Here is a 22,398-nt window from a genome sequence, read left to right on the forward strand (position 1 = left end):
GGACATAAAAAAGCCGCCTTACAAACCGTGAGGCGGCTTTTTTTAGCTTTGCGGTTTTGGTCTTATTTGCTCAGGTAAGAATAAACGGCATCGATCGCTTGGTCTTCGGTCATGCCTGCTTTTTTGACAGGACCGACTTCCATGATGGCGGCTGTTGCTTTTGGCATGCCGTTTTTACCGTTTTTCAGAACGTTTGCAAATTGATCTTTAGGCAGTTTGCCGGCTTTGATCAATTCTTTCAGTTGTGGGTTGGAAGCGATGTCGTGGCAAGCGCCGCAACCACGGCCGAAAGCGCGCTCGTAAATTTTCGCGCCGATTTCTTCTGCTTCGTTAGCGGCAACTTGACCGCTGATGGCAATCAGAGCCGCGCCTACTAATAAACCAAATGATTTTTTCATTATTATGTTCTCTCGTTGTGATTAAAAAAAGGACCGTGCGTTTTCTCTTTAACCCACGGGCCAATGGAAGTAAGTCTGGAAAGCATAGGGAATTTTAGAGAAAAATTCAATCGATTTTCAATAAAACAGGATGATTTCACTGGCTTGCGGGCCTATTGTTTCGATTTAAGCTTAAAGCTGCCTGAAATCGGTGTTATTGATTATCGAGCGGTTGAGCGGTTTTAAACCAGTTCAGTTTTTCATGTAACGAGACTACCGTGCCGACGATAATCAGCGTGGGCGGCTTGATGTCTTCATGCAGAACCCGTTGCGGCATGTCTTGTAGCGTTCCGGTCAGTACGCGCTGGTTGGGCGTAGTGCCTTGCTGGACGATAGCGATAGGATGGTCGGCGGGGCAGCCGTTTTCGATCAGCGCTTGGCAGATGTTCCGCAGGCCGACCAAGCCCATATAAATCACTATGGTTTGATTGGGCGCGGCCAGTTGTTGCCAATTCAGGTTGATGCTGCCGTCTTTTAAATGGCCGGTCACAAAGGTGCAGGATTGGGCGTGGTCGCGGTGGGTCAGCGGAATGCCTGCATAGCTGGCGCAACCCGCCGCAGCGGTTATGCCGGGCACGACTTGAAAATCTATGCCTTGCTGCATTAGGGTTTCGATTTCCTCGCCGCCGCGGCCGAAAATGAAGGGGTCGCCGCCTTTCAGCCGGGCCACGCGTTTGCCGGACAGGGCCAGATTGGCCAGCAATTCGTTGATGGATTCCTGCGGCAGGCTGTGGTTGCTGCGCTGTTTGCCCACATAAATTCTTTCGGCATCCCGGCGCGCCATTTCCAGAATGCCGGCCGACACCAAGCGGTCGTAAACCACCACGTCGGCCTGTTGCAGCAGGCGCAGGGCCCGGAAAGTCAACAGGTCCGGATCGCCGGGGCCGGCGCCTATCAAATAGACCTCGCCTTTAGTGGGTTGCTGTTCGGCGTGATGTAGACCTGCTTTGAGCACCCGTTCAGCCTCTTGGGTGTTATCTGCAAATACTAGCTCCGCCACTCGGCCTTGCAGCATGTTTTCCCAAAAGATACGCCGCCGGGCCGGTTCTTGAATGGATTGCTTGACCAATCCCCTAAAGTCTTCGGCAAACCGGGCCAAGCGGCTATAGCTGGCTGGAATCATGCTTTCTATTTTGGCGCGCAGAATTCTGGCCAGCACCGGCGAAACCCCGCCGGAGGAAATCGCCGCAATCAAGGGCGAGCGATCAACGATAGCCGGGAAAATAAAACTGCACAGATCCGGGTTGTCGACCACGTTGACGGGAATGTGGTTGGTTTCCGCGCTGGCGGCAACCAACTCGTTGGTTGATCTATGGTTGGTGGCTGAAACTACCAGGCGCATCCCGGTCACGTCGTCCGGACTAAAGCTTTTTTGCAGTAGAACCAGATTAAGGGTGTGCTGCATCGACAGGACGCTTTCTCCAAACTGTTCGGCAACCACGGTGATTCTAGCGCCGGTGCGGCCCAATAGTTCGATTTTACGCGCGGCGATTTCGCCGGCGCCGACCACCAGGCAGGGCTGGTTTTTGAGTTTGATAAAAAGCGGGAAGTAATCCATCGTTGCTCGATTTTCCAAGGCTGGGGTTGGTGTTATGATGAAAACGTGTATCCGAAATTGTGAGTAAGCAAAAAATGATCGAATTTGATTTTGAAGTTGATGCCAGTGGATTGCAATGTCCGTTACCCTTGCTGCGCCTAAAAAAAGCCATTATGGAAATCGAAAGCGGGGCCGTGGTTAAGGTGATTGCCACCGATCCCGCCGCTCACCTGGATTTTGGCGTTTACATCGACCAAGCCGGACATATTCCGTTGAAAATTCTGAAAGAGGCGGATAAGCAGATTTTCTTTATACAGAAAAAATAACAGCGATTCAATATTAAATAAGGTTCAAGGTTCAAGGCGAGCGCTGTTTTGGATATTGAACCCTTTACCTTGAGCCTCAATCCTACCTCAGGCTGATAATGGGCCAGCCGGCTTGTTCCGCTGCGGCGCGTAATTTATCGTCCGGGTCGACCGCCACCGGCCTTTCGACCAATTCCAGCAAGGGTAAATCATTATGCGAATCGCTGTAAAAACAGCTGCCGTCCAGGTTTAACGCAGACGTGGATAGCCAATCCCGCAGTTGCTTGACCTTGCCGGCCTGAAAACAAGGGGTGTCGATAAAGTTGCCGGTATAACGTCCGTCTTTAAACTCCGGGGTGGTGGCCAGCAAATTATCGATGCCGTATAGCTTGACGATAGGCTCGGTCACGAAGCGGTTGGTGGCGGTGATGACCAGCAAGGTGTCGCCAGCCGCGCGATGCTGCTCGACAAGGTCGTGGGCTGCCGCCAATGTAATGGGTTTGATCAGGGTTTCAATAAACTCGTCCCGCCATTGATACAATTGTTCGGGATCGTGGGCGGCCAACGGCGCCAGGGAAAACCCCAAAAATTCGACGATGTCCAGATTGCCCAGTTTGTAATCTTCGTAAAATTTGGCGTTGGCCGCTTCGTAATAGTCTTTGTCCACAATGCCCCGGTCGACTAAAAACTGCCCCCAAAGAAAATCGCTGTCGTCGGCAATCAGGGTATTATCCAAATCAAAAATCGCTAAACTCACGCTAAACCTGTCAAATTAAATAAAACCAAGCGGCTTATGGCTTCCGCCGCTTATTTGTGGAACAATTGCGCCATTCATTTTAATGTTCCGCCCGAGTGCGATTTTAGCATTCAGTCGATACCGCGGGCGGCAAATAATACAGGTTTTTACATGATAGACTCGAAAGGATACCGGCCCAATGTCGGCATTATCCTTTGCAATGACGAGGGTCGTGTGTTCTGGGCAAAGCGCAAGGGCGCCAATTCGTGGCAGTTTCCGCAAGGCGGAATCGATTTCGACGAAGATCCGGAAACCGCGATGTATCGGGAATTGTGGGAAGAAACAGGCTTGCGGGCGGAGCATGTGCAGTTATTGGGGCGGACCCGTTACTGGTTGCGCTACAAGCTGCCGGAGCGCTATATACGCAAGAATTCGCTGCCGTTATGCATAGGCCAGAAACAGATTTGGTTTATGTTGAGATTGCTCGGCGACGAATCCATGGTGCGGTTCGATTGCGGGCATAAGCAGGAATTCGATAATTTCAAATGGGTGGAATATTGGTACCCGCTGCAGGATGTGGTCTATTTCAAGCGGCGGGTTTACCGCAAGGCCATGGACGAGTTGGGCTCATTACTGATGGCGGACGATGTGCAGGTCGATGCCGCCGGTTATCTGTCCGGATGCCAGGAAAGTTAATATTCGCGGGCGTTGCGGTCTAAGTCGGTCATCTTAATCGGTAGACGGAATACCTCCGATTGCAAGCGCCCATCGCCGTAAAGCCGGAACACCCGGTAGCCGGGCGGGGTGTCGTCGATACTGAATTCGCTGGAATGCGGGGTAAACTGAAAGCAGCTGGCGGGCGCGGCAAATAGGGCGATTTGCCCCTCATGCTTGGTAAAGGTCTGGTGCACGTGTCCGCAGGTGACTGCTTTCACTTGCGGATGCTTTTTTATCAACGCCAAAAAAGCGGCGCTATTCTGAATCCGCATGGTATCCATCCAGGATGAACCGCTGGCAATGCAATGGTGATGAACCGCAATCAGAGTCGGCAGGCCGGCGTGGGATTCCAGTGTCCGAGCCAAAAAAGCCAATTCATCGTCAGCCAATACGCCAATAGGGCTGTCTATTTTCTGGCTGTTCAACATCAGGATCAGCCAGCCGTCCAAAACCAGCTGTTTATCGCAACCGATGTTTCCGGTATGCAAATGCGTTTGCATCAAACCGAAATCGTCGTGGTTGCCGGGTAAACACAGGCAGCGCGTGTTGTACGAACTCAAGTGCCGGCAGATGCGCCGATAGCTATCGGCGCAAGGGTCTTGCGCTAAATCGCCTGTCAGTAGGATTAAATCGAAAGGACCATGCCGGTCGACGGCGTGTTTTAAGGTTTGCTGAAAAAAAGCTTCGGTATCGATCCCCAGCATTAATTCGCCGGCATGCGGCGTGACATGCAGATCGCTGAGTTGCAAAAGTTTCAATGCCGCCATGATCAGCCGACTTCCTTGAATAATACTTTCGAATTGCGGGCATAGTTATAGGCGCTTTTCATCGGCTCCGGTAAATCCCGAATTTCGCAAGGGGTAAAGCCGCGTTCGACGAACCAATGCACGGTTTGGGTGGAGCGCACATACAAGCGCTGGATGCCGCGTTTTTCCGCGTTCTGCGTCAGATAACTCAATAAGCGGTTGCCGCGGGCGCCCTTCTGGTAGTCGCCGTGTACAGCCAGACAGGCAATTTCCGCATTTTGGTTGTCCGCCATGATATGAAACGCCGTGCAGCCGATGATCAGACCGTCCCGTTCGATGACGATGTAATCGTTGATTTCCATTTCCAGTTTTTCCCGCGAGCGTTTCACTAAAATGCCTTGCTGTTCCAGCGGTTTGATCAATTCCATGATGCCGCCGATGTCGTCCAGCGTGGCGGGGCGTATGGTCTCGAATTCCGTCGAGCTGATCAAGGTACCTATGCCGTCGCGGGTGAATAATTCCAGCAGCAAGGCGCCGTCCAAATGGCGGTTAATCAAATGGGCGCGCCCGACGCCTTGCCGGCAACTCTGGACGGCGGCGTTTAAAGATCGCGCCACAGCCTCGGGCAGTTCGGGGACGGCCGCAAGCAAGGCCAGGGCTTGGTCGGCGGTGAGTTGTTGAATCGGGCTGTTGTCTTCCGGCGACAGGCAGGCCTGGTCGGTGAGCAGGATCAGTTTCTCGGCGCGCAGCGCAATCGCCACTTCGGTGGCGACTTCTTCGGCGGACAGGTTGAATACCTCCCCGCTGGGCGAATAGCCGATGGGCGAAATCAGCACCACATTATGTTGGTCCAGTTGCTGGTGAATGGCTTGGGCATCGATACGGCGGACTTTGCCAGTATAGCAATAATCGATGCCATCCAGTACGCCCAGCGGTTTGGCGGTGACGAAATTGCCCGAGGCGACCCGGATTTTGGCGCCCGCCATCGGCGAACCGGACACGCCCATCGACAACAAGGCTTCAATTTCCACCCGCACCAAGCCCGCCGCCTGCTTGACGTATTGCAGGGTGGGTGCGTCGGTAATGCGCAAATGATGATGAAACTTCGGCGTATCGCCTTGTTGCAACAAACGCTCGTCGATTTGCTGGCGGATGCCATGCACCAATACCAATCTGACCCCCAGGCTTTTCAGCAAGGCAAAATCATGGATCAGATTGTCGAATTCCGGCTCGGTAACAGCGGCGCCGCTAAAAAAAATCACAAAGGTACGGTTGCGGTGGGCATGAATATACGGCGACGAATTTCTGAACCAATTGACGAAGGCGGTAGGCTGTTGCATGTATGTGTCGATGTCGAATAGGGCGGTTGTGCCGCCGAGCATGTTAGACAGCTGGCTAGTGAAAGTCCAGCGTAGCGGCCATTAGCCGTTATTGCCGGGCCGACGCGGCGTTTTGTGGTTGATAATTGCTTAATAAAGGCTATGAATCGGCTCGGCAACGGTATAATTCAGGTTTATTTTTCTAATTTTTGACTTGCCATGACCACTGTTAATACCGAAAAACTTTCCAGCGCTCGTTTTGCCGAAGCCACCGACGCCTTTGTCGAGGAATTTACGGCTTCGGTCGGATTCGACCAGCGCATGGCGCGGCAGGATATTCGGGGGTCCTTGGCGCATGCGGCCATGCTGTGCAAAATCGGCATCTTGACCGAGCAGGAATTGGCGGATATTCAACGCGGATTGGCGCAAATCGGCGGCGAGATCGAACGCGGCGAATTCGTCTGGTCCATCAAGCAGGAAGATGTGCACATGAACATCGAAGCCCGCCTGACCGATTTGATCGGCATCGCCGGCAAAAAGCTGCACACCGGACGTTCCCGCAACGATCAGGTGGCGACCGACATCCGCCTGTATTTGCGCGACGATATTGCGGCCATTTTGGTCCAACTCGAACGCTTGCAAACCGCTTTGCTGGACAAGGCCGAGCAGGAGGCCGATACCATCATGCCGGGTTTTACCCATTTGCAAGTGGCGCAGCCGGTTACCTTCGGTCACCACTTGATGGCTTGGTTCGAAATGCTGTGCCGGGACCGGGAAAGGCTGCGGGATTGCCTGAAGCGTATCAACGTCATGCCGTTGGGCGCGGCGGCATTGGCCGGCACCAGTTACCCGATAGACCGGCATATGACGGCGGAATTGCTCGGGTTTTTCCGGCCGTCGAACAATTCGCTGGATTCGGTCAGCGACCGGGATTTTGCGATTGAATTTGCGGCAGCGGGCAGTTTGATCATGATGCACTTGTCGCGTTTTTCCGAGGAACTGGTGTTGTGGGCCAGCGCGCAGTTCGATTTTATCGATATACCCGATGCGTTCTGCACCGGTTCTTCCATCATGCCGCAAAAGAAAAATCCGGACGTGCCGGAATTGGTGCGCGGAAAGTCCGGGCGGGTGGCCGGACATTTGATGTCGTTGCTGATGCTGATGAAAAGCCAGCCCTTGGCCTACAACAAGGACAACCAGGAAGATAAGGAACCCTTGTTCGATACCGCCGACACGCTGATCAACTGCCTGCGCGCCTTTGCCGACATGATGCCGCATGTCAAAGCCAAGCGGGAGAATATGTACAACTCGGCCAAGCGCGGCTTCGCCACCGCCACCGATCTGGCCGATTATCTGGTGCGTAAAGGCATGGCCTTCCGCGATGCCCACGAAGTGGTCGGGTTGGCGGTACGTTTGGGGCTGGAAAGCGGGCGGGATTTGTCCGAGTTGACGTTGAATGAATTACAAGGTTTTTCGTCAAGCATCGGCGCCGAGGTGTTCGATATTTTGAAACTGGAAGGCTCGGTAGCATCGCGCAACCACATCGGCGGCACCGCGCCCGAGCAGGTCAGGAAAGCCATTGCGGCGGCGCGCGGGCAAGTCGGCGCTTAACGGTGGGCGAAGCGGCCGTTTCCGCCGCTGTGTAAGGTTGGGCGGCCGGAGGTTAGGGATTAAGCCGATTTCCCCTAGGCAGTAAACCTGGCGTAGCTGGATAACCAGGGCCGCTTGGGGGGAGATAGAAACCTGGGCGGACATTAACTCGATTTTGCCGTTCCAGTGCCTCGGCCTGCCTTTGCTGGGCCTGGGCCTGTTCCTGTTGGGCAATCGCGCTACGGCGGGCAAACTCTAAAGCAGCCGCGGCCCTTTGCTGTTCCGCGCGATCCTTATCGGCTTTTTCTTGGGCGGCTTTTCGGGTGTCGTATTCATTTTGAATGGCTTTCAATTTGGCTTTCGCCGCCTCGTCCTTGGCCGGGTCGGATTTAATGTCCAGTTGTTGCTCTTTAACCGCGGCTTTACAAGGGCTGGCTTGGTAAACGGTTTTACCGGATTTTTCGATGCATTTGAATACCTCGGCGTTTACTTGTGCCGATGCCGAACATAACAACAAAAAAAACAGCCCGCGCATCGTGATTATCTCCAGCCGGAAGGTTTGTTGGCCAAAGTATAGCCGACCGCGGCGGCAATTACACCGTTGCGCGGTTAGCGCAGCACGTTGAGCGGGCGAAACAGGAAGCGGTTTTGCCTTTCCAGCGCCTCGGCCTGTTTTTGCTGGGCTTCCGCCTGCTGTTGCTGGAGTAACGCACTTCTACGCGCGCTCTCGATTGCGGCGGCTTCCTGGTTTTGTTTGGTCTGTCTTTCCGCCGCGCTGGTTTTTTGCGCTTGATATTCTGCCTGAACGGCTTCCAGCTTGGCTTTTGCCGCCGCCTCTTGGGCGGGGTCGGGCGTTGTTTTGATATCTAATTGTTGCTCTTTGGATGTGTCCGTACAAGGGCGGGATTGATAGACGGCTTTACCGAACTTTTCCATGCACTTAAAGACTTCGGCATGGGCGGTGGCCGACATCAGCATTAAACATAAAACGGACATTATGCGCATGGCGGTTATCCTCCATCAGTAGCTGTAAATGACATGGCCTAACGATTGCCGAGAAGATTTCATCGTCCTCGGGCCATGAAAATAAGGACCCGCCCGATTATTGCTTTCGGCGTAATACATGATGTCCGCGCGCATTCGTGCAGCGAATCATACCGGCGGCCCTGGCTGCCGTTGTCCCAATGGCTAGGCTATTGGGCCGCGCAAGGCGGATCAAGCATCGGTGTTTAGCGTATTTAATAATAGCTGTCAATTGTGTGTATTGCCGCCCGGGCGCTTTCCCGCCTCCGATGCGGCAATACCCACGGATCGAGGATAAATCGGTGATTTAGTCGGAGGCTGTTTGCTGCCGATTGGTGTGTCTGATCACGAAATACAGGTTGCGGGCGTAAATCAACAAGCCGCCAGCCTGGCCGGCAATGAAAACCGGATCTTGCTTGTGGATCGAGTAAATCAGTAAGGTGGAGCCGCCCAGGATGCTGAAATACCAGAACATCACCGGGATCACGCTCTTCTTTTGCCGCTCGCTGGCCAGCCACTGAACCAGGAAACGAGCGGAGAATAAAGCTTGCCCGACGAAGCCTATGATTAACCAAACGGTGTTACTGTCCATGCCGCACCTCGCTGACCATGGGCAGGCTGTGGCGTTTTTTCAGCCAGATGACGCCCAGTAAGTCGACGACGCCGGCTGTCAATCTGTCCAGGGTACCGTATTTGGATTGGCCGTGGCTTCTGGCGCGGTGATTGACCTTGACCGAAATTACCTCGCCGCCTGCCATGCGTATCATGGCCGGCATGAAGCGGTGAATATGGTCGAAATAGGGTAAGGCTAAAAATTTATCCCGGCGAAACAGTTTTAAGCCGCAACCGGAGTCGGGGGTTTGATCGTGCAGGAAGGCTTGTCGGATAGCGTTGGCGAATTTCGACGAAAACCGCCGCCAGCCGGTGTCATGGCGCTGATGCCTAAAACCGGCCAGCATCCAGAGCTTGTCTGTATTCCGTTCGCTCAAGGCCTTAATCAAATTGGGAATATCGGCCGGATCGTTTTGGCCGTCGCCGTCCAGCGTGGCAATCCAGTCGTATTGGGCCGCCATGACGCCGCTGTGAATGGCCCTGCTTTGCCCGCAACTGTTTTGATGTTGTAGTACCCGTAAACTTGAATAAGTTTGCATGGCGTCCTTTAATTTCAGCAGGGTGTCATCCGTGCTGCCGTCATCGACAAATAACATTTCGTAAGCGTCCTGAGCGTGCAGGGCCCGATGTATTTCCGCAATGAGGGTTCCAACATTATCCGTTTCGTTATGAACCGGAACCACGACCGAAATTTTCATGTATCAATAATTTTAAAGTGGGGAAATATTTAAGGGGCTGAATTTTAAACTAAAACCCGGTCCATTTCTTAGGCTTATGCCGGGCCGGAAGCTAAAGCCTCGGCGGCTGTCTTGAAGAATAACCAATATTCCCGGTGCGGCTGGATGTAATAAGCCTGCCGCGGTTTGGTTTTTTCCAGGAAAATCAGATACCCGTTCGGGTGCCGTCCGGCCCAGTCGGCGGTTTGTTCGCGCTCTATGACCTCTAAGGGTTGCGTGAGCCGGCCCAGAAAATGTAGCTGGCCCTGATAATCGCCCACGAAGGCGGTGGGTATTTGTTGGTCGTTAAACTGTTTCAGCATTGCGGCGGCGGGCCTGAGGTTGTATTGCAGGCCGACGTATTGAAAGAAAAAGATAAAGCCGATAAAAATCGCCGCGACAACGGCGCTGGATAAGGCATAGACCGAAAGCCGGCGCGTATACAGCACAAAAGCCGCCAGGATCACGGCAATCGCCATAACGCTTAAGCCCCAATAAGGTTCCACCTGTTTTACCCAGTTTAGCTTTGCCAAGCCAGGCATCCGCGGCAGCGCGGCCAGAAACAGGCCGGTTAAACCGATCAGGAGGGCCGGCACCAATTCGGCGGATAAGCCGTATTGGTGCTGCGGCCGATCGAGTAAACGGGCGCAGATTAAGGCAAAGGCCGGCAATATGGGCAGCAGGTAATGCAGCTGCTTGCTGGGCAATAAGGAAAACAACAGCAACGATGTCAAAAACCAAGTCAGGCAGAATCTTAAACCAAGGTCGCCTGAAATGCCGGCGCGTTTGAGGTTTTGCCACAAACGCGGCCAGGCGATCCAGGGAAAGGTCGCTAAAGGTAAAAAGTATAAATACCAGGGAAACGGGCGGGCATGAATCTTGGTGCCGAGGGTGCGGTCAGCGGTTTGATGCCAGAGAATGGCGTTGGCGTATTCCTTGCCGCCGGCCGCCGCGGCGGGCAGGGCCCAGGCTAGCGCGATAGCGCAACCGGCCAACAAAGCCAACCCCAAAAAAGCGAACCAGGATTTATTGATGGGATAGCCGGGTTTAGCCCAAATCAAGGCCAGCAGGGCTGTCGGTAATAGATGCAGAAAAATCACCGGGCCTTTGGTCAATAAGCCTAAACCTATTGCCAGGCTGAAAAGGCCCCAGCCTTTGAGCGGATTAACCTTAAGGGCTTCGATTAATCCCAACATGCTCAGCAGCACGCAACAGGTGAGCAGGGTGTCGAACATGGTGGCGCTGGCGAACAGGGTCCACAGTAGGGTGGCCGCTAAAATCCACGGGGCTTTTAGCGCGGTCCGGGGCTGCTCCGGCCAAAGCATGGCGGCTAGCAGGCGTGTCAAAAGCAAATTCAGCAGGGCGCAAAGCGGGCCGACCAGGCGCGGCCACCATTCGTTAATGCCGAAGATTGCCCAGCCGCTTTCAAACAGCCAAAACAATAGCGGCGGTTTGTGGCTGTAAGTATGGCCGTTCAAATAAGGTACTAGAAAATCGCCGCGCAACCACATTTCCCAGGCTACGCTCAGGTAGCGCGTTTCATCGATGGGGATGGGGTTGCGAAAAAAGATGGTCGTTGTCAGTAACAGCCAAAGGGGGAAAATCCCCCAGCGATAAACAAACTCTTTGGGCATGGTTGGTGGATGAGAAATGAAAGGAAGCCGAGTTTCGTTCAGCCGAATATCGACATCATAATGTTATAAATAATAAGCTAATTTTGTGCCGGATTAAGATTTTTGTCGGTTAGATGGTGATTTGAGCCGGTTGGGCTATGGTATTGAAGGGCTTGCAACCGCCCCGATTCAACCGGAAAAACTCAAATGGCGCAACAGAGGCCGGCTATCGGAATGCGTATTGGTTGATATGCGCGGCGGGCGGTTGAAATGCACCGGTTTGGCTAGTTGGAGATTTGTTGCCAAGATAACTCTTCGCCGGCTTTTAATGGGGTGATGGCGTTATCGGCGTCGCCGTAGTGGCTCGGTACCGTCCAGGCTTGCTTTGCCAGGGTGATGGTTTGGCTGTTTCTCGGTAAGCCGTAAAAATCCGCACCATGGAAGCTGGCGAAGCCTTCCAGTTTGTCGAGCGCGCCGGCTTGTTCGAATGCTTCGGCATAGAGTTCCAATGCGGCGTGGGCGCTATAACAACCGGCGCAACCGCAGGCGTTTTCCTTTAAATGGGTCGGGTGCGGAGCGCTGTCGGTACCGAGAAAGAATTTAGGGTTGCCGCTGATAGCCGCTTGTAACAACGCGAGACGATGCTGTTCGCGCTTGAGGATAGGCAGGCAATAAAAGTGCGGGCGAAGGCCGCCGGCCAGAATGGCGTTGCGGTTATACAGCAAATGTTGCGGTGTAATGGTGGCTCCGACATTGCTGCCGGCGGATTCGACGAACTGTACCGCTTCTTGCGTGGTCAGATGCTCCACAACAATACGCAGATCGGGGAATTCCCGAGTGATGCTGCTCAATTGAGTATCGATAAAAATTTTTTCCCGGTCGAAGATGTCGTATTCGGGATTCGTGACTTCGCCATGAATCAGTAACGGTACCGAGAGTTTTTCCATGGCGGCGAAAATCGGGTAGGCGTCTGCTAAGTTGGCAACCCCGGCGTCGGAATTGGTGGTGGCACCGGCCGGATACAATTTGAAGGCATGGATATGCTCCGCTTCGGCCGCCTTTTTAACGTCTTCCGGGCTGGTATTGCCAGTCAAGTACAGCGTCATTAGCGGTTCGAATGATGAGTCTTTCGGCAATGCGGCCAGAATCTCGTCTCTATAAGCCAAGGCCTGCGGCACGGTAGTTACCGGGGGCTTAAGGTTCGGCATGATAATGGCTCGGCCGAATTGCTTGGCGGTATGGGCAATCACCGTGTGCAATATCGACCCGGTACGCACATGCAAATGCCAGTCGTCGGGTTGCGCGATTGTCAATCGGTCTGTCAATTTGTCCATTTTTACGCTGATTTCGATTAAAATAGGCATAATTCTAACATCACGGACCTTGAAAAATTCAAGCGTCAGCCCTATACACAACCTGTTTTTGATTTTTTTGGAGTCGCTATGCCCATTTACGAATATCAATGCAATGCCTGCGGTCATGAGCACGAAGCCTTGCAAAAACTTGGCGCCGACCCGTTGCTGATTTGTCCGGCCTGTAATGAAGCGGAATTGAAAAAGAAAATTTCCGCAGCCGGCTTCCGTCTTAAAGGCAGTGGCTGGTATGAAACCGATTTTAAAAGCGGCAATAAGAAAAATGTTGCCGGCGAGAATTCCGGCACCGGCGGCAGTTCCTCCGGCGGCGGTTGCGGAACCGGTTGCGCCTGCCACTAAGTCTTGTCCGTAAAAGGCGGTCCGCTGCCGGCGGTCCGCCGTCCTTTCATCTTATATTTGATAAATCCGAGAACAACTATGCGTAGCCACAAGTGTGGAGAACTGAACACCCATCATCTTGGTCAAACCGTCGCCTTGTGCGGCTGGGTACACCGCCGCCGCGACCATGGCGGTGTCATCTTTATCGACTTGCGCGACCGTGCCGGTCTGGTGCAAGTGGTGTTCGACCCCGACTTGTCTGATAGTTTTGCCATAGCCGAAAGTGTTCGCAGCGAATACGTATTGCGCATAGAAGGCGTGGTGCGCGACCGTCCGGAGGGTACCCATAATGCCAATATGGCCACTGGGCAAATCGAAGTGCTGGGTAAGCATATCGAAGTGCTGAACGAATCGGAAACGCCGCCGTTTCCATTGGAGAGCGAGATCGAAGTTAACGAAGAAACCCGCTTGCGTTTCCGTTATATCGATCTGCGCCGCACCGTGATGCAACAACGCATGAAGGTTCGGCGCGATGTGACTCGGCATTTGCGCCAATACTTGGATGACAACGAGTTTTTCGAAATCGAAACGCCGTATTTGACCAAGGCGACGCCGGAAGGCGCGCGCGATTACATCGTGCCTAGCCGGACCCACCCGAATTGCTTTTTTGCCTTGCCGCAGTCGCCGCAGTTGTATAAACAGCTGTTGATGGTGGCCGGCATGGAGCGCTATTACCAGGTTGTGCGCTGCTTCCGCGACGAAGACTTGCGCGCGGACCGCCAGCCCGAATTTACCCAGTTGGACATCGAAACCTCGTTCATGAACGAGCGGGAAATTATGGCGATCATGGAAGAAATGATACGCCGCCTGTTCAAGGACATTATCAATGTCGATTTGGGCGATAAGTTTCCTGTGATGAGTTATGCCGAAGCCATGCGCCGCTACGGTTCCGATCGCCCGGATTTGCGGATTCCGCTGGAGTTGGTCGACATTGCCGATGAAATGCGCGAAGTGGATTTTAAAGTGTTCTCTGGTCCTGCCAACGACCCGCATGGCCGGGTGGTGGCGATGCGCGTACCCGACGGCGGCGAAATGAGCCGCAGCGTGATCGACGAGTTGACTAAATTCGTCGGTATCTACGGCGCCAAAGGTTTGGCCTATATCAAAGTCAACGATTTGGCGGCGGGCGTGGAAGGTTTGCAATCGCCTATCGTCAAATTCGCCCCCGAGGACGTCTGGGCCAAAGTCATGGCCAAAGCTGGTGCTCAAAACGGCGACCTGATTTTCTTCGGGGCCGACAAAGCCGATGTCGTCAACGAAGCCATGGGCGCGTTGCGGGTCAAATTGGGTCTGGATCGCAATTTACTGACCGGCGACTGGAAGCCGTTGTGGGTGGTCGATTTTCCTATGTTCGCCTGGGACGACAAGGCGCAGCGCTATACCGCGATTCACCATCCGTTTACCGCGCCAAGTTGTTCGGTGGAAGAGTTGAAAGCCGATCCGGGCCGTGCCTTGTCGCGAGCCTATGATTTAGTTCTGAACGGTACCGAAGTCGGCGGCGGCTCCATCCGGATCAACCGCACCGAGATGCAGCAAATCGTATTTGCCATTTTGGGTATCGGCCACGATGAAGCGCGGGAAAAATTCGGCTTCCTGTTGGATGCCTTGAAATACGGGGCGCCGCCGCACGGCGGTATCGCCTTCGGCCTGGATAGGTTGGTGATGCTGATGACCGGCGCTGCTTCGATTCGGGACGTGATTGCCTTTCCGAAAACTCAAACGGCAGCATGTCCGTTGTTCAATGCTCCGGCGTTGGTCAGCGACGAGCAATTGAAAGAGCTGGGTATCCGCTTGCGTAAACCGGCCGGCAAGGAAGAAAAGCAGGACTGATGCAAGCGATCGGGGACGTTGCCGACAAGCGTCCCCCGATCAGAGGGCATACATTTTCAGCATGCATTGCATGATTTGATTCGGCTGCCCTGTTTTGTGTCGGCGCCATTTTAATAGTTTGGTTTTTTTAGGGGTAGTCGCTATGAAATATGTAATGTCTTCCACGCTGGCCGGCGCGGTGATTTTAGCGGCCGGGTGTGCGCCCGCACAGCAACAAACCAGTCAGAATTGGGCCTGGAGTGGGCAGCAAGCGCCGGCGGTTCAACAGGCCGCGGCGGCATCTTCGGAAATGGACTTGGTGAATGTTTTGGTCAATCAACTGGGGGTTAACTCGCAGCAGGCCATGGGTGGGGTGGGATCTATCTTTTCACTGGCCCAGCAGCGTATGAATCCGGGCGATTTTACACAACTGAGCGGTAGCGTGCCGGGTATGAATCAATATCTATCGGCTGTGCCGCGGCCATCCTCCTCCAGGGTGTTATTAGGCTCTGCCGCCGATTCGATGGGCGACCAAGCCGGTGGACTGGGGAATCTGGCCGCCTTGTCGGGTTCGTTCCAGAGTCTGGGCATGAATACCAGCATGATCGGCCGGTTTGTGCCGGTGGTATTGCAATATGTGCAAGGCCAAAGCGGTCCCGCCATGATGAGTTTGTTGCAAGGCGCCTTATATTGAGCGCGCTGCCGGCCAGATTTTACGGTGCGAATCGTGCGTTTTATTTGTTTTAGGTTTAAATATGACTTCTTCCGCTTTACCCATTCATGATTATGCCCTGCTGGACGATGCCGAGTGCGATGCGCGCATCGCGGCCGCGAAAGCTAAGCTTGGCAAGCGTTGCATTGTGCTGGGGCATCATTATCAGCGCGACGAAGTGTTCAAGCACGCCGATATCTTCGGCGATTCCTTGAAGCTGTCCCGCGAAGCGGCGCAGTCGGAGGCCGAATACATCGTGTTCTGCGGCGTGCATTTCATGGCCGAAGTGGCCGACATCTTGTCTCGCCCGGAGCAGATTGCGATTTTGCCCGACATGGCCGCCGGCTGTTCGATGGCCGATATGGCGAACAAGGTTAAAGTCCAGCAGTGCTGGGACGAATTGGCGCAAATCATCGATGTCGAAAATACGGTCACGCCGGTGACGTATATCAACTCGGCCGCCGATTTGAAAGCATTTTGCGGTCAGCATGACGGTATCGTGTGTACCTCATCCAATGCCGAAAAAATTCTGAACTGGAGTTTTGCCAAGCGCGAGAAGGTGTTGTTTTTCCCGGATCAGCACTTGGGCCGCAATACCGGCTACCGCATGGGCATTTCGTTGGAACAGATGGTGACCTGGGACTTCAACAAACCACAAGGCGGCTTGACCGAGCAACAGATACGCGACGCCAAAATCATTTTATGGAAGGGTTATTGTTCGGTGCATCAGGCTTTTCAAGCCGAGCAAATAGACAGCTTTAAGGAAAAGTATCCGGAAACCATCGTCATTTCGCACCCGGAAGCCTGTTTCGAAGTGTGTCAGAAATCCGATTTTATCGGTTCCACCGAGATGATTTTGAAAATCGTCCGCGAGGCGGAGCCCAATACCCGCTGGCTGGTGGCGACAGAATTGAATCTGGTCAACCGGTTGAATCAGGAATGCCAAGCTCAGGGCAAACAGGTACATTTCATGGCGCCGACACTGAGCATGTGTTCCACCATGTTTCGTACCGATCCGCAACATCTGGTCTGGGTACTGGAAAATTTGGCGGCCGGCCATGTGGTGAATCGGGTGTCCGTACCCGCCGATCAGGCAGCGCTGGCGAAAAAGTCCCTGGATAACATGCTGCTGGCGTCCTGATTATCTGCGCTTTCTGGCGGCTTTTTTAGCCGCCTTTTCTTCTCGTATTGCGGCCAACTCCACCATTTCGGCCGCAACCATTTCCGGTGTTTCCAGGCTAATCGGGCCCAAAGTTCCGGCCCTTAGTTCGGTCAAAAACAGCTTCGCGGCTTTGTCCTGGTCAACTTGCCGGCCCGCGCGCAAACAGCCTCTTTTTTGGCCGATCGCTTGCAATGTGTTTGTTGCATCTGTGGGTAAATCGGCGAGCTGATAGCGTGTTTGCAATAAGTTCGGATAAGCCTTGAGTAAGTAGTCGAGTGCAAACAATGCAATGTCGTCATGCTGAAACGCGGTGTCTTTGATCGCGCCGGTCACGGCCAAGCGATAGCCGCTGTTGCGGTTTTCCACATTGGGCCATAGCACGCCGGGCGTGTCGGACAATACGATGTTGTTTTGCAAGTTGATGCGTTGCTGCATCTTGGTCACCGCCGGTTCGTTGCCGGTTTTGGCGATCGTGCGGCCCGCAAGCACGTTAATAATGGTGGATTTGCCGACATTGGGAATGCCCATGATCATGGTGCGGATCACTTTGTTGGCTTCGGTTTTTTCCGGCAGCATCTTGCCGCACAGATCGATGATTTGTCTGATTTTGTCGGGGTGTTGGGTGGTGACGGCCAGGGTTTTTACGCCTTGCTCGAGTTCCAAATGGGCTTGCCATTGCCGGGTTAGTTCCGGGTCGGCCAGATCGGTTTTGCTGAGCACGCGAATAGTGGGTTTGTCGCCGCGCAGTTGTGCCAGCATGGGGTTTTGGCTGCTGAACGGGATGCGGGCGTCGAGTATTTCGATCAGTAAATCGATATTCGGCAAAGTCTCTTTTATTTCTTTACTGGCCTTATGCATATGGCCCGGGTACCACTGAATTAACATTGTGAGTTCTCATTTTGTAATAAATGCCATTCTACAGGATGGAAGTTTTAAATTTTATGGGCAAAAGCCAAATAAACTTTCCTTTTTGTATAAAAGATAATAAAATTGTCAGCTCAGTTTGTTTTAGAAACAAAGTGCTTTGGACATGTAGGGAGATGGTATGCTTATCTTGACTCGTAGAGTGGGGGAGACCTTGATGATCGGTGATGAAGTCACTGTCACCGTTCTCGGCGTTAAAGGGAATCAAGTTCGGATCGGCGTCAATGCTCCGAAGGATGTTTCTGTTCACAGAGAAGAAATTTACGAGAGGATTAAAAAAGAGCAATCTGAATCGAAATCCTCGGAGATTTAAACAAGTTTTGGAGAGATGGCCGAGAGGCCGAAGGCGCTCCCCTGCTAAGGGAGTATGTGCCAAAAGCGCATCGAGGGTTCGAATCCCTCTCTCTCCGCCATAAAGTAGTAAAAAAGTAGTTGACTTAAGCAGTATAAATAACCATAATAAGCGGCTCAAACAGGCGCCCGTAGCTCAGCTGGATAGAGTACTCGGCTACGAACCGAGCGGTCGGGAGTTCGAATCTCTCCGGGCGCGCCATTATTTGACAATAATAAAATATTAATCCCCTGTAGCTCAGTCGGTAGAGCGGGTGACTGTTAATCACTAGGTCGGCGGTTCGAGCCCGTCCGGGGGAGCCAAATAAATCAAGGGCTTAGGCAGAAATGTCCAAGCCCTTTTTTATTGCGTGGTCACTTTTATGGTCACTTTGTTTTTCACTCAAATCCGAAAAAAATTTCGTGTTTGATCGAAAAATATACGGCACCAAACGACAAATAAGGTTTGAATGCAGTTGTAAAGCATCAAAGTGTTCCGACATCTTCTTTTTTTACCCTCCTTTCATAAAATTCTTTAATTTGGCTTGCAAGCCACATTTGTGGATTTCGAATTACCGGTGGAGGAACCTCACCTGCCTTCCTCATTCGCCAAAATTGGGTCCGAGTCACGCCCAATTTTTCAACCATGTCGTTAATTTTCAGGAATTCCTTTTCTTTTGCCGTCGAATTTTGCTCGGATTCAATATTCACTGGATAACCTGATTACAAATAGTTGTTACATACGCCGCATCGTTCAACCAGGTCTTCTCTTGCATTTAACAGAACCCAAGCACGACAATGTGGACATATTGAGACCTGCACTTTTTTATCCTTGATGTCCTCAGACACAACCCATGCCGCTGAAAAATCAAGGTTTCCGAATGGGTAGGAATGTTTATAGGCATCAAAGGCGGTTATCACTGCTTGAATTTGATCATCGGCCAACTTACTCGCGGCCACCCGATAGCAAACCGCAAACAGCGTAACGTCTTTATATTTGCGTCTACTTCCAGTCAACCCTCGTGTTGAAAACTTGATTGAACCTGGGGTAGGAGAACGACCATGCAATTGTCGATAGGTTTGCCTTAATGGCTTGATGGGAATGCCGGTCACTTGATGCACGATTTTCACCCTGGCATGGCGTTTCAGCAATTCAATGGCTAACGTTTGCTGTTGATATTTTTTCAGCATAGACCACCCTCTCAGCATATAGAACCGGTTAAACCGAGCATGGCCTCCACTATCGGCGGTTGTTCCTTATTTATGTTCATCAGGAACTGACTGGAAAACCGAGGAGTGAAGCAAAGCCAATTGGAGCGAGCGATGAACTGAATGTCCTCCAAGGACAAATGACAGAGTGCTGTTCGCATGGTGTCATCCATTATCCCCAGCACTAACTCTGTCAATACTGGATTTTCCCGCGCGATTTCTCTGGCCTTGAACAACCAAGTTTGATTCATCGTGTAAATCTCTTCGTCGCAGCCTTGGTGATTGATCGTTGAAAGTTTATCGAAATAGTCGTCCAAGCTTTTGAATGCAGATTGCATTTGGATTTTATTGGTGTCACTCAAGTTAATGACTATAAGTTTCGATTTCAAATAATCGGCGCCAAACTCAGTAATCAAAGGAAAAAATAATTCCTGAAAAAATCCCTGGGTAATTGTCTTGACGTCCTTAAAATCAATGGTCAATATCTGCTGATTGGCAAAGCACTCGCGTGCGAGCCGAGCCAGATTTTTGCCATGAACGGGCTGAGGTATTTGGGATTCAGTGGCTGTAATGACAGCAATATGCATGCGACTTCTCCTTAGTAGCGTATGGATGGTCTCCAGGCTGAGTGATGTAATCAAATCGGTTTTTTGGACTTTGCAGAAACCCAGCGTCGTCGTCCCGAACGATCAGTCCAAACAGTGCAGATTGGGCACTGGCTAAAGGTTGCATTAGGGTGAATCATGCTGAGAAAGCGTGCTCTGCAACATGCGCAAACAGTGAATATCAAATCGCCGGCCAAGAGCATGCTGATTAAAGACCATGCTCTGTTTATGTCTAACGAGAACTGTTTTGCTCCAAGAGATATTCCTTTAGGCTCGATGAATATGTTTGATGCGATGTTTTTATAAATGCTATAGGCGTCAACCAATACCTGTGCTGAAGATTGCTGAATTGATAATCGCCGCCGAATATCATCGAGAATGCCTAAAAATAGCGACGCGTGAATATTACGGCAGGTGGACTGAATAACCCATTGGTGATCATGAGGAAGCATGCCTTGTTTGGGCGGGCATCCTTTTACTGATTTATACAAGTCGATACTCTGCTGCCGAGACAATCGACAAAGTTGACTCACAATAGGAGGGCGAGCGCCAAACTGGATCAATTGCTCAGCTAAAACCAAGTGGTTGGCAAAATTCGATGCCTTTTTAAATCGCACTGTTTTCATCGGTCCGCTCCGGAATGAAGGGTTGAAGTAAATCCACGTAGGTGCTCATGGAGACGCCACTTGGAACGAAGACCGGCAACAGTTGAATAACCGCTCGGCTACTTTCAGCTTGATCTCGAAGGTGTTCCAGTGTCATGTCCGCCAGTTTTTCTATACGGTTTTTATCCAAGCCAAATCGCCATGCTGTTTCTGCCGGGTTGCTACGGGCGCATTCCCGGGCTAGCATGAGATATTCGAAATTTAACCGGGCAAGATCTTCATCCAGTGTTGACATAGACGCCTCTTAGTTGATTAATGGCTGTTGTCGGTATGCTAGGAGGTCAAAGCAGAAAAGTCCCGTTCGCAAGGTGACCTGTTTTGGGTCACAAACCTCTGGAAGCCTTGATGGCTCTTCATTGCAGCTGTTATTGATTAATGGTCGTAACGTTCTTTTCTCGGAACTTGACCGCCAGATGAATGCGGAAACGCGAAACGTGTACATGAATCCATTTAATGATTTCGATACTCCTCTGCTCTCGCTCCGGCTTCCAGCGTTGCTTGCTGTTGCGGAATGTGCTTTTTCAGGTACGCCAACTAAATTCAAATAGTTAAAAATCATTTCGGTATTACCCAAACCTTGAATTGTTATGGAGGACATTGTTATGAATCGGCTATTCGCTAACCAGACCGCAACTACCGGTTACCTGGTTTGGGGTGGTTTATGCGTGGGGTAATTCAATGCTTGATCGATTGGTTGGATAGCGAGCCAAGCGATGAAAAAGGCCACCGCATATTGCGTGCGTTAGCCCAGGAATCGTTAAAGAAGGCGGATTTCGATGAGTCGAAGCGACGGTTCACAGCCGAAGAAATCGTCGCCGCTGTTGGTGAAACTTTAGAAAGTGCCGAACCTAAAAAATGGATCGACTGGCCGGGTTCATTGAGGAAATATTGCGAAACCCGAGAGCCGCAAATCCTAGAGTTTGCCCGTAAACGTGGGTTGTCTTGTTATCCAAAACCCGACCGTAAAAGCACAAAGGGAGGTCCGGGGCGACTCACGACGTTCTATATCAAAGCCGAGCTGCTTCCAGAGATCATGGAAGAAGATCAAGCTATCGAGGAGGTTCGGGTAGACGGTAGCAATGCAGCCGAGTTGAAAGCCGACTATCAAATGACTGAACTGGGTGAAGTCAAACCCAGTTGGATCGCGAGTTGGTTATTTCGGCATGGACAAATTGAATTAAGACAATGGCATGTCTGGGGTATATTGGGTTGGCTAGCAATCATAGCTGGGTTCGCGGTGTTAATTGCTTATGCTGGATGGCTTTCGTTATCCGTTCCCAGGCCGGTGACAACGCAAGGTTTGACATTACTGGTCAGTATTTTCGCGATTCCCTATGGTTCCTGGGTCACTATTATCAAGCCTTGGATATTATTGTTGGATGATCGAATCGTCGTAGCCCATGAACTATTCACAAATTTTCATGAACAGTCTGCGCAGTTCGAACTGCTTCGAGACGGAGATTTAAGAGTGATTCGGTTAGTTCGGTATTCGGCGGCATGCCCAATTTGTGGCGCCACCATTTATCTCGAAAAAGGCGAGCCGGATTACAGACGAAGATTGGTGGGACGTTGCTACGAAAGCCCGAGAGAGCATGTGTTTAGTTTCGATCGAATCACGCGTTGCGGGCGACTACTGGTTGATCGTTAATTTTTTGAAAGTGCAACAACGACCCAAACGCGACAACCGATATTATTTTCATTAGTCTGCTTTACATAAGAATGCGGACAGCCAAATAAGTCCTTTGGTTTACAAACTGTTTGATTTCTTATCGGAGTTCTAATAAATGACCTATAAACCGGAATCCAGTCTTAATCATCAGATAAGGAACGAATGCTGATATGGAATGCCTTTCAAAATGTCTTTTTTACGATCAAGATGT

At 51.9% G+C, this 22,398-nt stretch carries 26 protein-coding genes and 3 tRNA genes; 12 read left to right on the forward strand and 17 right to left on the reverse strand.

All coding sequences use genetic code 11. The annotated features are described in order from the left end of the window. Nucleotides 1-62 precede the first annotated feature (62 nt). Both NP596_RS11535 and cysG read right to left on the reverse strand, forming a co-directional pair. The gene (locus NP596_RS11535) at nucleotides 63-398 is read right to left on the reverse strand and encodes a c-type cytochrome (protein WP_256615509.1); all 336 of its coding nucleotides are present in this window, start codon (nucleotides 396-398) and stop codon (nucleotides 63-65) included. Nucleotides 399-591: 193 nt separating this feature from the next. After that, nucleotides 592-1,995, reverse strand: coding sequence for a siroheme synthase CysG (gene cysG / locus NP596_RS11540; RefSeq protein WP_256615539.1), 1,404 nt, complete (start codon nucleotides 1,993-1,995; stop codon nucleotides 592-594). Between the two features lie 74 nt (nucleotides 1,996-2,069). Here cysG and NP596_RS11545 point away from each other — a divergent pair, with 74 nt between their 5' ends. Beyond that, nucleotides 2,070-2,300: a sulfurtransferase TusA family protein gene (locus tag NP596_RS11545; protein ID WP_256615510.1), complete on the forward strand. Its 231-nt coding sequence runs from the start codon at nucleotides 2,070-2,072 to the stop codon at nucleotides 2,298-2,300. A gap of 82 nt (nucleotides 2,301-2,382) precedes the next feature. Here NP596_RS11545 and NP596_RS11550 read toward each other — a convergent pair whose 3' ends face one another. Next, on the reverse strand, nucleotides 2,383-3,036 hold the full coding sequence (locus tag NP596_RS11550) for a histidinol-phosphatase (protein ID WP_256615515.1): 654 nt from the start codon (nucleotides 3,034-3,036) through the stop codon (nucleotides 2,383-2,385). A 150-nt stretch (nucleotides 3,037-3,186) separates the two neighbouring features. On the opposite strand from NP596_RS11550, the gene NP596_RS11555 reads away from it, so the two are divergent. Further along, nucleotides 3,187-3,711 carry an RNA pyrophosphohydrolase gene (locus tag NP596_RS11555; RefSeq protein ID WP_256615516.1) on the forward strand — a complete coding sequence of 175 codons (525 nt, stop codon included), beginning with the start codon at nucleotides 3,187-3,189 and terminating at the stop codon, nucleotides 3,709-3,711. Here the strand turns inward: NP596_RS11555 and NP596_RS11560 are convergent. Together NP596_RS11560 and argA are read right to left on the reverse strand one after the other, a co-directional pair. Next, a complete protein-coding gene (locus NP596_RS11560; RefSeq protein ID WP_256615517.1) occupies nucleotides 3,708-4,499 on the reverse strand; it encodes a phosphodiesterase in 792 nt (263 codons plus the stop codon). The two genes, NP596_RS11555 and NP596_RS11560, sit on opposite strands and share 4 nt — an antisense overlap. A 2-nt stretch (nucleotides 4,500-4,501) precedes the next feature. Further along, a complete protein-coding gene (gene argA / locus NP596_RS11565) occupies nucleotides 4,502-5,818 on the reverse strand; it encodes an amino-acid N-acetyltransferase (protein WP_256615519.1) in 1,317 nt (438 codons plus the stop codon). A 198-nt stretch (nucleotides 5,819-6,016) separates the two neighbouring features. Between argA and argH the strand changes: the two genes are divergently transcribed. Continuing rightward, on the forward strand, nucleotides 6,017-7,408 hold the full coding sequence (argH, locus tag NP596_RS11570) for an argininosuccinate lyase (protein ID WP_256615523.1): 1,392 nt from the start codon (nucleotides 6,017-6,019) through the stop codon (nucleotides 7,406-7,408). A 52-nt stretch (nucleotides 7,409-7,460) separates the two neighbouring features. On the opposite strand, the gene NP596_RS11575 is transcribed toward argH, so the two are convergent. From NP596_RS11575 to pyrC, 6 genes are all read right to left on the reverse strand, one after another. Next, on the reverse strand, nucleotides 7,461-7,922 hold the full coding sequence (locus tag NP596_RS11575) for a DUF4124 domain-containing protein (RefSeq protein ID WP_256615524.1): 462 nt from the start codon (nucleotides 7,920-7,922) through the stop codon (nucleotides 7,461-7,463). Between the two features lie 74 nt (nucleotides 7,923-7,996). Next, nucleotides 7,997-8,392 (reverse strand): DUF4124 domain-containing protein, encoded by a 396-nt coding sequence (locus NP596_RS11580; RefSeq protein ID WP_256615525.1) that lies wholly within the window; start codon nucleotides 8,390-8,392, stop codon nucleotides 7,997-7,999. Between the two features lie 325 nt (nucleotides 8,393-8,717). Further along, the gene (locus NP596_RS11585) at nucleotides 8,718-9,002 is read right to left on the reverse strand and encodes a lipid-A-disaccharide synthase N-terminal domain-containing protein (RefSeq protein ID WP_256615526.1); all 285 of its coding nucleotides are present in this window, start codon (nucleotides 9,000-9,002) and stop codon (nucleotides 8,718-8,720) included. Further along, a complete protein-coding gene (locus NP596_RS11590) occupies nucleotides 8,992-9,720 on the reverse strand; it encodes a glycosyltransferase family 2 protein (RefSeq protein WP_256615527.1) in 729 nt (242 codons plus the stop codon). Before NP596_RS11590 ends, NP596_RS11585 begins: the two co-directional genes overlap by 11 nt. A gap of 74 nt (nucleotides 9,721-9,794) precedes the next feature. After that, nucleotides 9,795-11,372, reverse strand: coding sequence for an ArnT family glycosyltransferase (locus NP596_RS11595; protein WP_256615528.1), 1,578 nt, complete (start codon nucleotides 11,370-11,372; stop codon nucleotides 9,795-9,797). A gap of 263 nt (nucleotides 11,373-11,635) precedes the next feature. Next, complete coding sequence (pyrC, locus tag NP596_RS11600; RefSeq protein WP_256615529.1) at nucleotides 11,636-12,715, reverse strand: dihydroorotase; 1,080 nt, start codon at nucleotides 12,713-12,715, stop codon at nucleotides 11,636-11,638. Nucleotides 12,716-12,793: 78 nt separating this feature from the next. On the opposite strand from pyrC, the gene NP596_RS11605 reads away from it, so the two are divergent. The 4 genes from NP596_RS11605 (at nucleotide 12,794) to nadA (ending at nucleotide 16,764) form a co-directional block, all read left to right on the forward strand. Next, on the forward strand, nucleotides 12,794-13,063 hold the full coding sequence (locus NP596_RS11605; RefSeq protein WP_256615530.1) for an FmdB family zinc ribbon protein: 270 nt from the start codon (nucleotides 12,794-12,796) through the stop codon (nucleotides 13,061-13,063). A gap of 78 nt (nucleotides 13,064-13,141) precedes the next feature. After that, nucleotides 13,142-14,932, forward strand: a complete 1,791-nt coding sequence (aspS, locus tag NP596_RS11610; RefSeq protein ID WP_256615531.1) for an aspartate--tRNA ligase — start codon at nucleotides 13,142-13,144, stop codon at nucleotides 14,930-14,932. Between the two features lie 142 nt (nucleotides 14,933-15,074). Continuing rightward, a complete protein-coding gene (locus NP596_RS11615; RefSeq protein ID WP_256615532.1) occupies nucleotides 15,075-15,605 on the forward strand; it encodes a DUF2780 domain-containing protein in 531 nt (176 codons plus the stop codon). Nucleotides 15,606-15,666: 61 nt separating this feature from the next. Then, nucleotides 15,667-16,764, forward strand: coding sequence for a quinolinate synthase NadA (gene nadA / locus NP596_RS11620; RefSeq protein ID WP_256615533.1), 1,098 nt, complete (start codon nucleotides 15,667-15,669; stop codon nucleotides 16,762-16,764). On the opposite strand, the gene ylqF is transcribed toward nadA, so the two are convergent. Then, nucleotides 16,765-17,670 (reverse strand): ribosome biogenesis GTPase YlqF, encoded by a 906-nt coding sequence (gene ylqF / locus NP596_RS11625; RefSeq protein ID WP_256615534.1) that lies wholly within the window; start codon nucleotides 17,668-17,670, stop codon nucleotides 16,765-16,767. A gap of 160 nt (nucleotides 17,671-17,830) precedes the next feature. On the opposite strand from ylqF, the gene csrA reads away from it, so the two are divergent. The 4 genes from csrA to NP596_RS11645 all read left to right on the forward strand — a co-directional run bounded on the left by csrA (nucleotide 17,831) and on the right by NP596_RS11645 (nucleotide 18,363). Then, nucleotides 17,831-18,022, forward strand: coding sequence for a carbon storage regulator CsrA (gene csrA / locus NP596_RS11630; protein WP_256602647.1), 192 nt, complete (start codon nucleotides 17,831-17,833; stop codon nucleotides 18,020-18,022). Between the two features lie 9 nt (nucleotides 18,023-18,031). Further along, a tRNA-Ser gene (locus NP596_RS11635) sits at nucleotides 18,032-18,122 on the forward strand. 63 nt (nucleotides 18,123-18,185) lie between these two features. After that, nucleotides 18,186-18,262, forward strand: a tRNA-Arg gene (locus NP596_RS11640). Between the two features lie 25 nt (nucleotides 18,263-18,287). Beyond that, a tRNA-Asn gene (locus NP596_RS11645) sits at nucleotides 18,288-18,363 on the forward strand. Between the two features lie 162 nt (nucleotides 18,364-18,525). On the opposite strand, the gene NP596_RS11650 is transcribed toward NP596_RS11645, so the two are convergent. From NP596_RS11650 to NP596_RS11670, 5 genes are read right to left on the reverse strand one after another with little or no spacing between them, the layout of a single operon-like run. Continuing rightward, nucleotides 18,526-18,750, reverse strand: a complete 225-nt coding sequence (locus NP596_RS11650) for a helix-turn-helix transcriptional regulator (protein ID WP_020482890.1) — start codon at nucleotides 18,748-18,750, stop codon at nucleotides 18,526-18,528. Nucleotides 18,751-18,762: 12 nt separating this feature from the next. Continuing rightward, a complete protein-coding gene (locus tag NP596_RS11655) occupies nucleotides 18,763-19,230 on the reverse strand; it encodes a FlhC family transcriptional regulator (RefSeq protein ID WP_020482889.1) in 468 nt (155 codons plus the stop codon). A gap of 11 nt (nucleotides 19,231-19,241) precedes the next feature. Next, nucleotides 19,242-19,835 carry an STAS-like domain-containing protein gene (locus tag NP596_RS11660; RefSeq protein ID WP_256615535.1) on the reverse strand — a complete coding sequence of 198 codons (594 nt, stop codon included), beginning with the start codon at nucleotides 19,833-19,835 and terminating at the stop codon, nucleotides 19,242-19,244. Between the two features lie 50 nt (nucleotides 19,836-19,885). Then, a complete protein-coding gene (locus NP596_RS11665) occupies nucleotides 19,886-20,479 on the reverse strand; it encodes a FlhC family transcriptional regulator (protein ID WP_256615536.1) in 594 nt (197 codons plus the stop codon). After that, nucleotides 20,460-20,753 (reverse strand): flagellar transcriptional regulator FlhD, encoded by a 294-nt coding sequence (locus NP596_RS11670; RefSeq protein WP_256615537.1) that lies wholly within the window; start codon nucleotides 20,751-20,753, stop codon nucleotides 20,460-20,462. The genes NP596_RS11665 and NP596_RS11670 overlap by 20 nt, the downstream gene beginning before the upstream one ends. A 426-nt stretch (nucleotides 20,754-21,179) precedes the next feature. Between NP596_RS11670 and NP596_RS11675 the strand changes: the two genes are divergently transcribed. Continuing rightward, a complete protein-coding gene (locus NP596_RS11675; protein ID WP_256615538.1) occupies nucleotides 21,180-22,166 on the forward strand; it encodes a hypothetical protein in 987 nt (328 codons plus the stop codon). The last annotated feature ends 232 nt before the right edge of the window (nucleotides 22,167-22,398 follow it).

The sequence above is a fragment of the Methylomonas rivi genome, from assembly GCF_024505165.1.
Taxonomy (GTDB): domain Bacteria; phylum Pseudomonadota; class Gammaproteobacteria; order Methylococcales; family Methylomonadaceae; genus Methylomonas; species Methylomonas rivi.

Excerpts from the sequence above, each read along its gene's own strand:
- NP596_RS11535 (WP_256615509.1), bottom strand. The coding sequence starts at position 398 with ATGAAAAAATCATTTGGTTTATTAGTAGGCGCGGCTCTGATTGCCATC.
- cysG (WP_256615539.1), bottom strand. The coding sequence starts at position 1,995 with ATGGATTACTTCCCGCTTTTTATCAAACTCAAAAACCAGCCCTGCCTG.
- NP596_RS11545 (WP_256615510.1), top strand. The coding sequence starts at position 2,070 with ATGATCGAATTTGATTTTGAAGTTGATGCCAGTGGATTGCAATGTCCG.
- NP596_RS11555 (WP_256615516.1), top strand. The coding sequence starts at position 3,187 with ATGATAGACTCGAAAGGATACCGGCCCAATGTCGGCATTATCCTTTGC.
- NP596_RS11560 (WP_256615517.1), bottom strand. The coding sequence starts at position 4,499 with ATGGCGGCATTGAAACTTTTGCAACTCAGCGATCTGCATGTCACGCCG.
- argA (WP_256615519.1), bottom strand. The coding sequence starts at position 5,818 with ATGCAACAGCCTACCGCCTTCGTCAATTGGTTCAGAAATTCGTCGCCG.
- argH (WP_256615523.1), top strand. The coding sequence starts at position 6,017 with ATGACCACTGTTAATACCGAAAAACTTTCCAGCGCTCGTTTTGCCGAA.
- NP596_RS11575 (WP_256615524.1), bottom strand. The coding sequence starts at position 7,922 with ATGCGCGGGCTGTTTTTTTTGTTGTTATGTTCGGCATCGGCACAAGTA.
- NP596_RS11580 (WP_256615525.1), bottom strand. The coding sequence starts at position 8,392 with ATGCGCATAATGTCCGTTTTATGTTTAATGCTGATGTCGGCCACCGCC.
- NP596_RS11585 (WP_256615526.1), bottom strand. The coding sequence starts at position 9,002 with ATGGACAGTAACACCGTTTGGTTAATCATAGGCTTCGTCGGGCAAGCT.
- NP596_RS11590 (WP_256615527.1), bottom strand. The coding sequence starts at position 9,720 with ATGAAAATTTCGGTCGTGGTTCCGGTTCATAACGAAACGGATAATGTT.
- NP596_RS11595 (WP_256615528.1), bottom strand. The coding sequence starts at position 11,372 with ATGCCCAAAGAGTTTGTTTATCGCTGGGGGATTTTCCCCCTTTGGCTG.
- pyrC (WP_256615529.1), bottom strand. The coding sequence starts at position 12,715 with ATGCCTATTTTAATCGAAATCAGCGTAAAAATGGACAAATTGACAGAC.
- NP596_RS11605 (WP_256615530.1), top strand. The coding sequence starts at position 12,794 with ATGCCCATTTACGAATATCAATGCAATGCCTGCGGTCATGAGCACGAA.
- aspS (WP_256615531.1), top strand. The coding sequence starts at position 13,142 with ATGCGTAGCCACAAGTGTGGAGAACTGAACACCCATCATCTTGGTCAA.
- NP596_RS11615 (WP_256615532.1), top strand. The coding sequence starts at position 15,075 with ATGAAATATGTAATGTCTTCCACGCTGGCCGGCGCGGTGATTTTAGCG.
- nadA (WP_256615533.1), top strand. The coding sequence starts at position 15,667 with ATGACTTCTTCCGCTTTACCCATTCATGATTATGCCCTGCTGGACGAT.
- ylqF (WP_256615534.1), bottom strand. The coding sequence starts at position 17,670 with ATGTTAATTCAGTGGTACCCGGGCCATATGCATAAGGCCAGTAAAGAA.
- csrA (WP_256602647.1), top strand. The coding sequence starts at position 17,831 with ATGCTTATCTTGACTCGTAGAGTGGGGGAGACCTTGATGATCGGTGAT.
- NP596_RS11655 (WP_020482889.1), bottom strand. The coding sequence starts at position 19,230 with ATGCTGAAAAAATATCAACAGCAAACGTTAGCCATTGAATTGCTGAAA.
- NP596_RS11660 (WP_256615535.1), bottom strand. The coding sequence starts at position 19,835 with ATGCATATTGCTGTCATTACAGCCACTGAATCCCAAATACCTCAGCCC.
- NP596_RS11665 (WP_256615536.1), bottom strand. The coding sequence starts at position 20,479 with ATGAAAACAGTGCGATTTAAAAAGGCATCGAATTTTGCCAACCACTTG.
- NP596_RS11670 (WP_256615537.1), bottom strand. The coding sequence starts at position 20,753 with ATGTCAACACTGGATGAAGATCTTGCCCGGTTAAATTTCGAATATCTC.
- NP596_RS11675 (WP_256615538.1), top strand. The coding sequence starts at position 21,180 with ATGCGTGGGGTAATTCAATGCTTGATCGATTGGTTGGATAGCGAGCCA.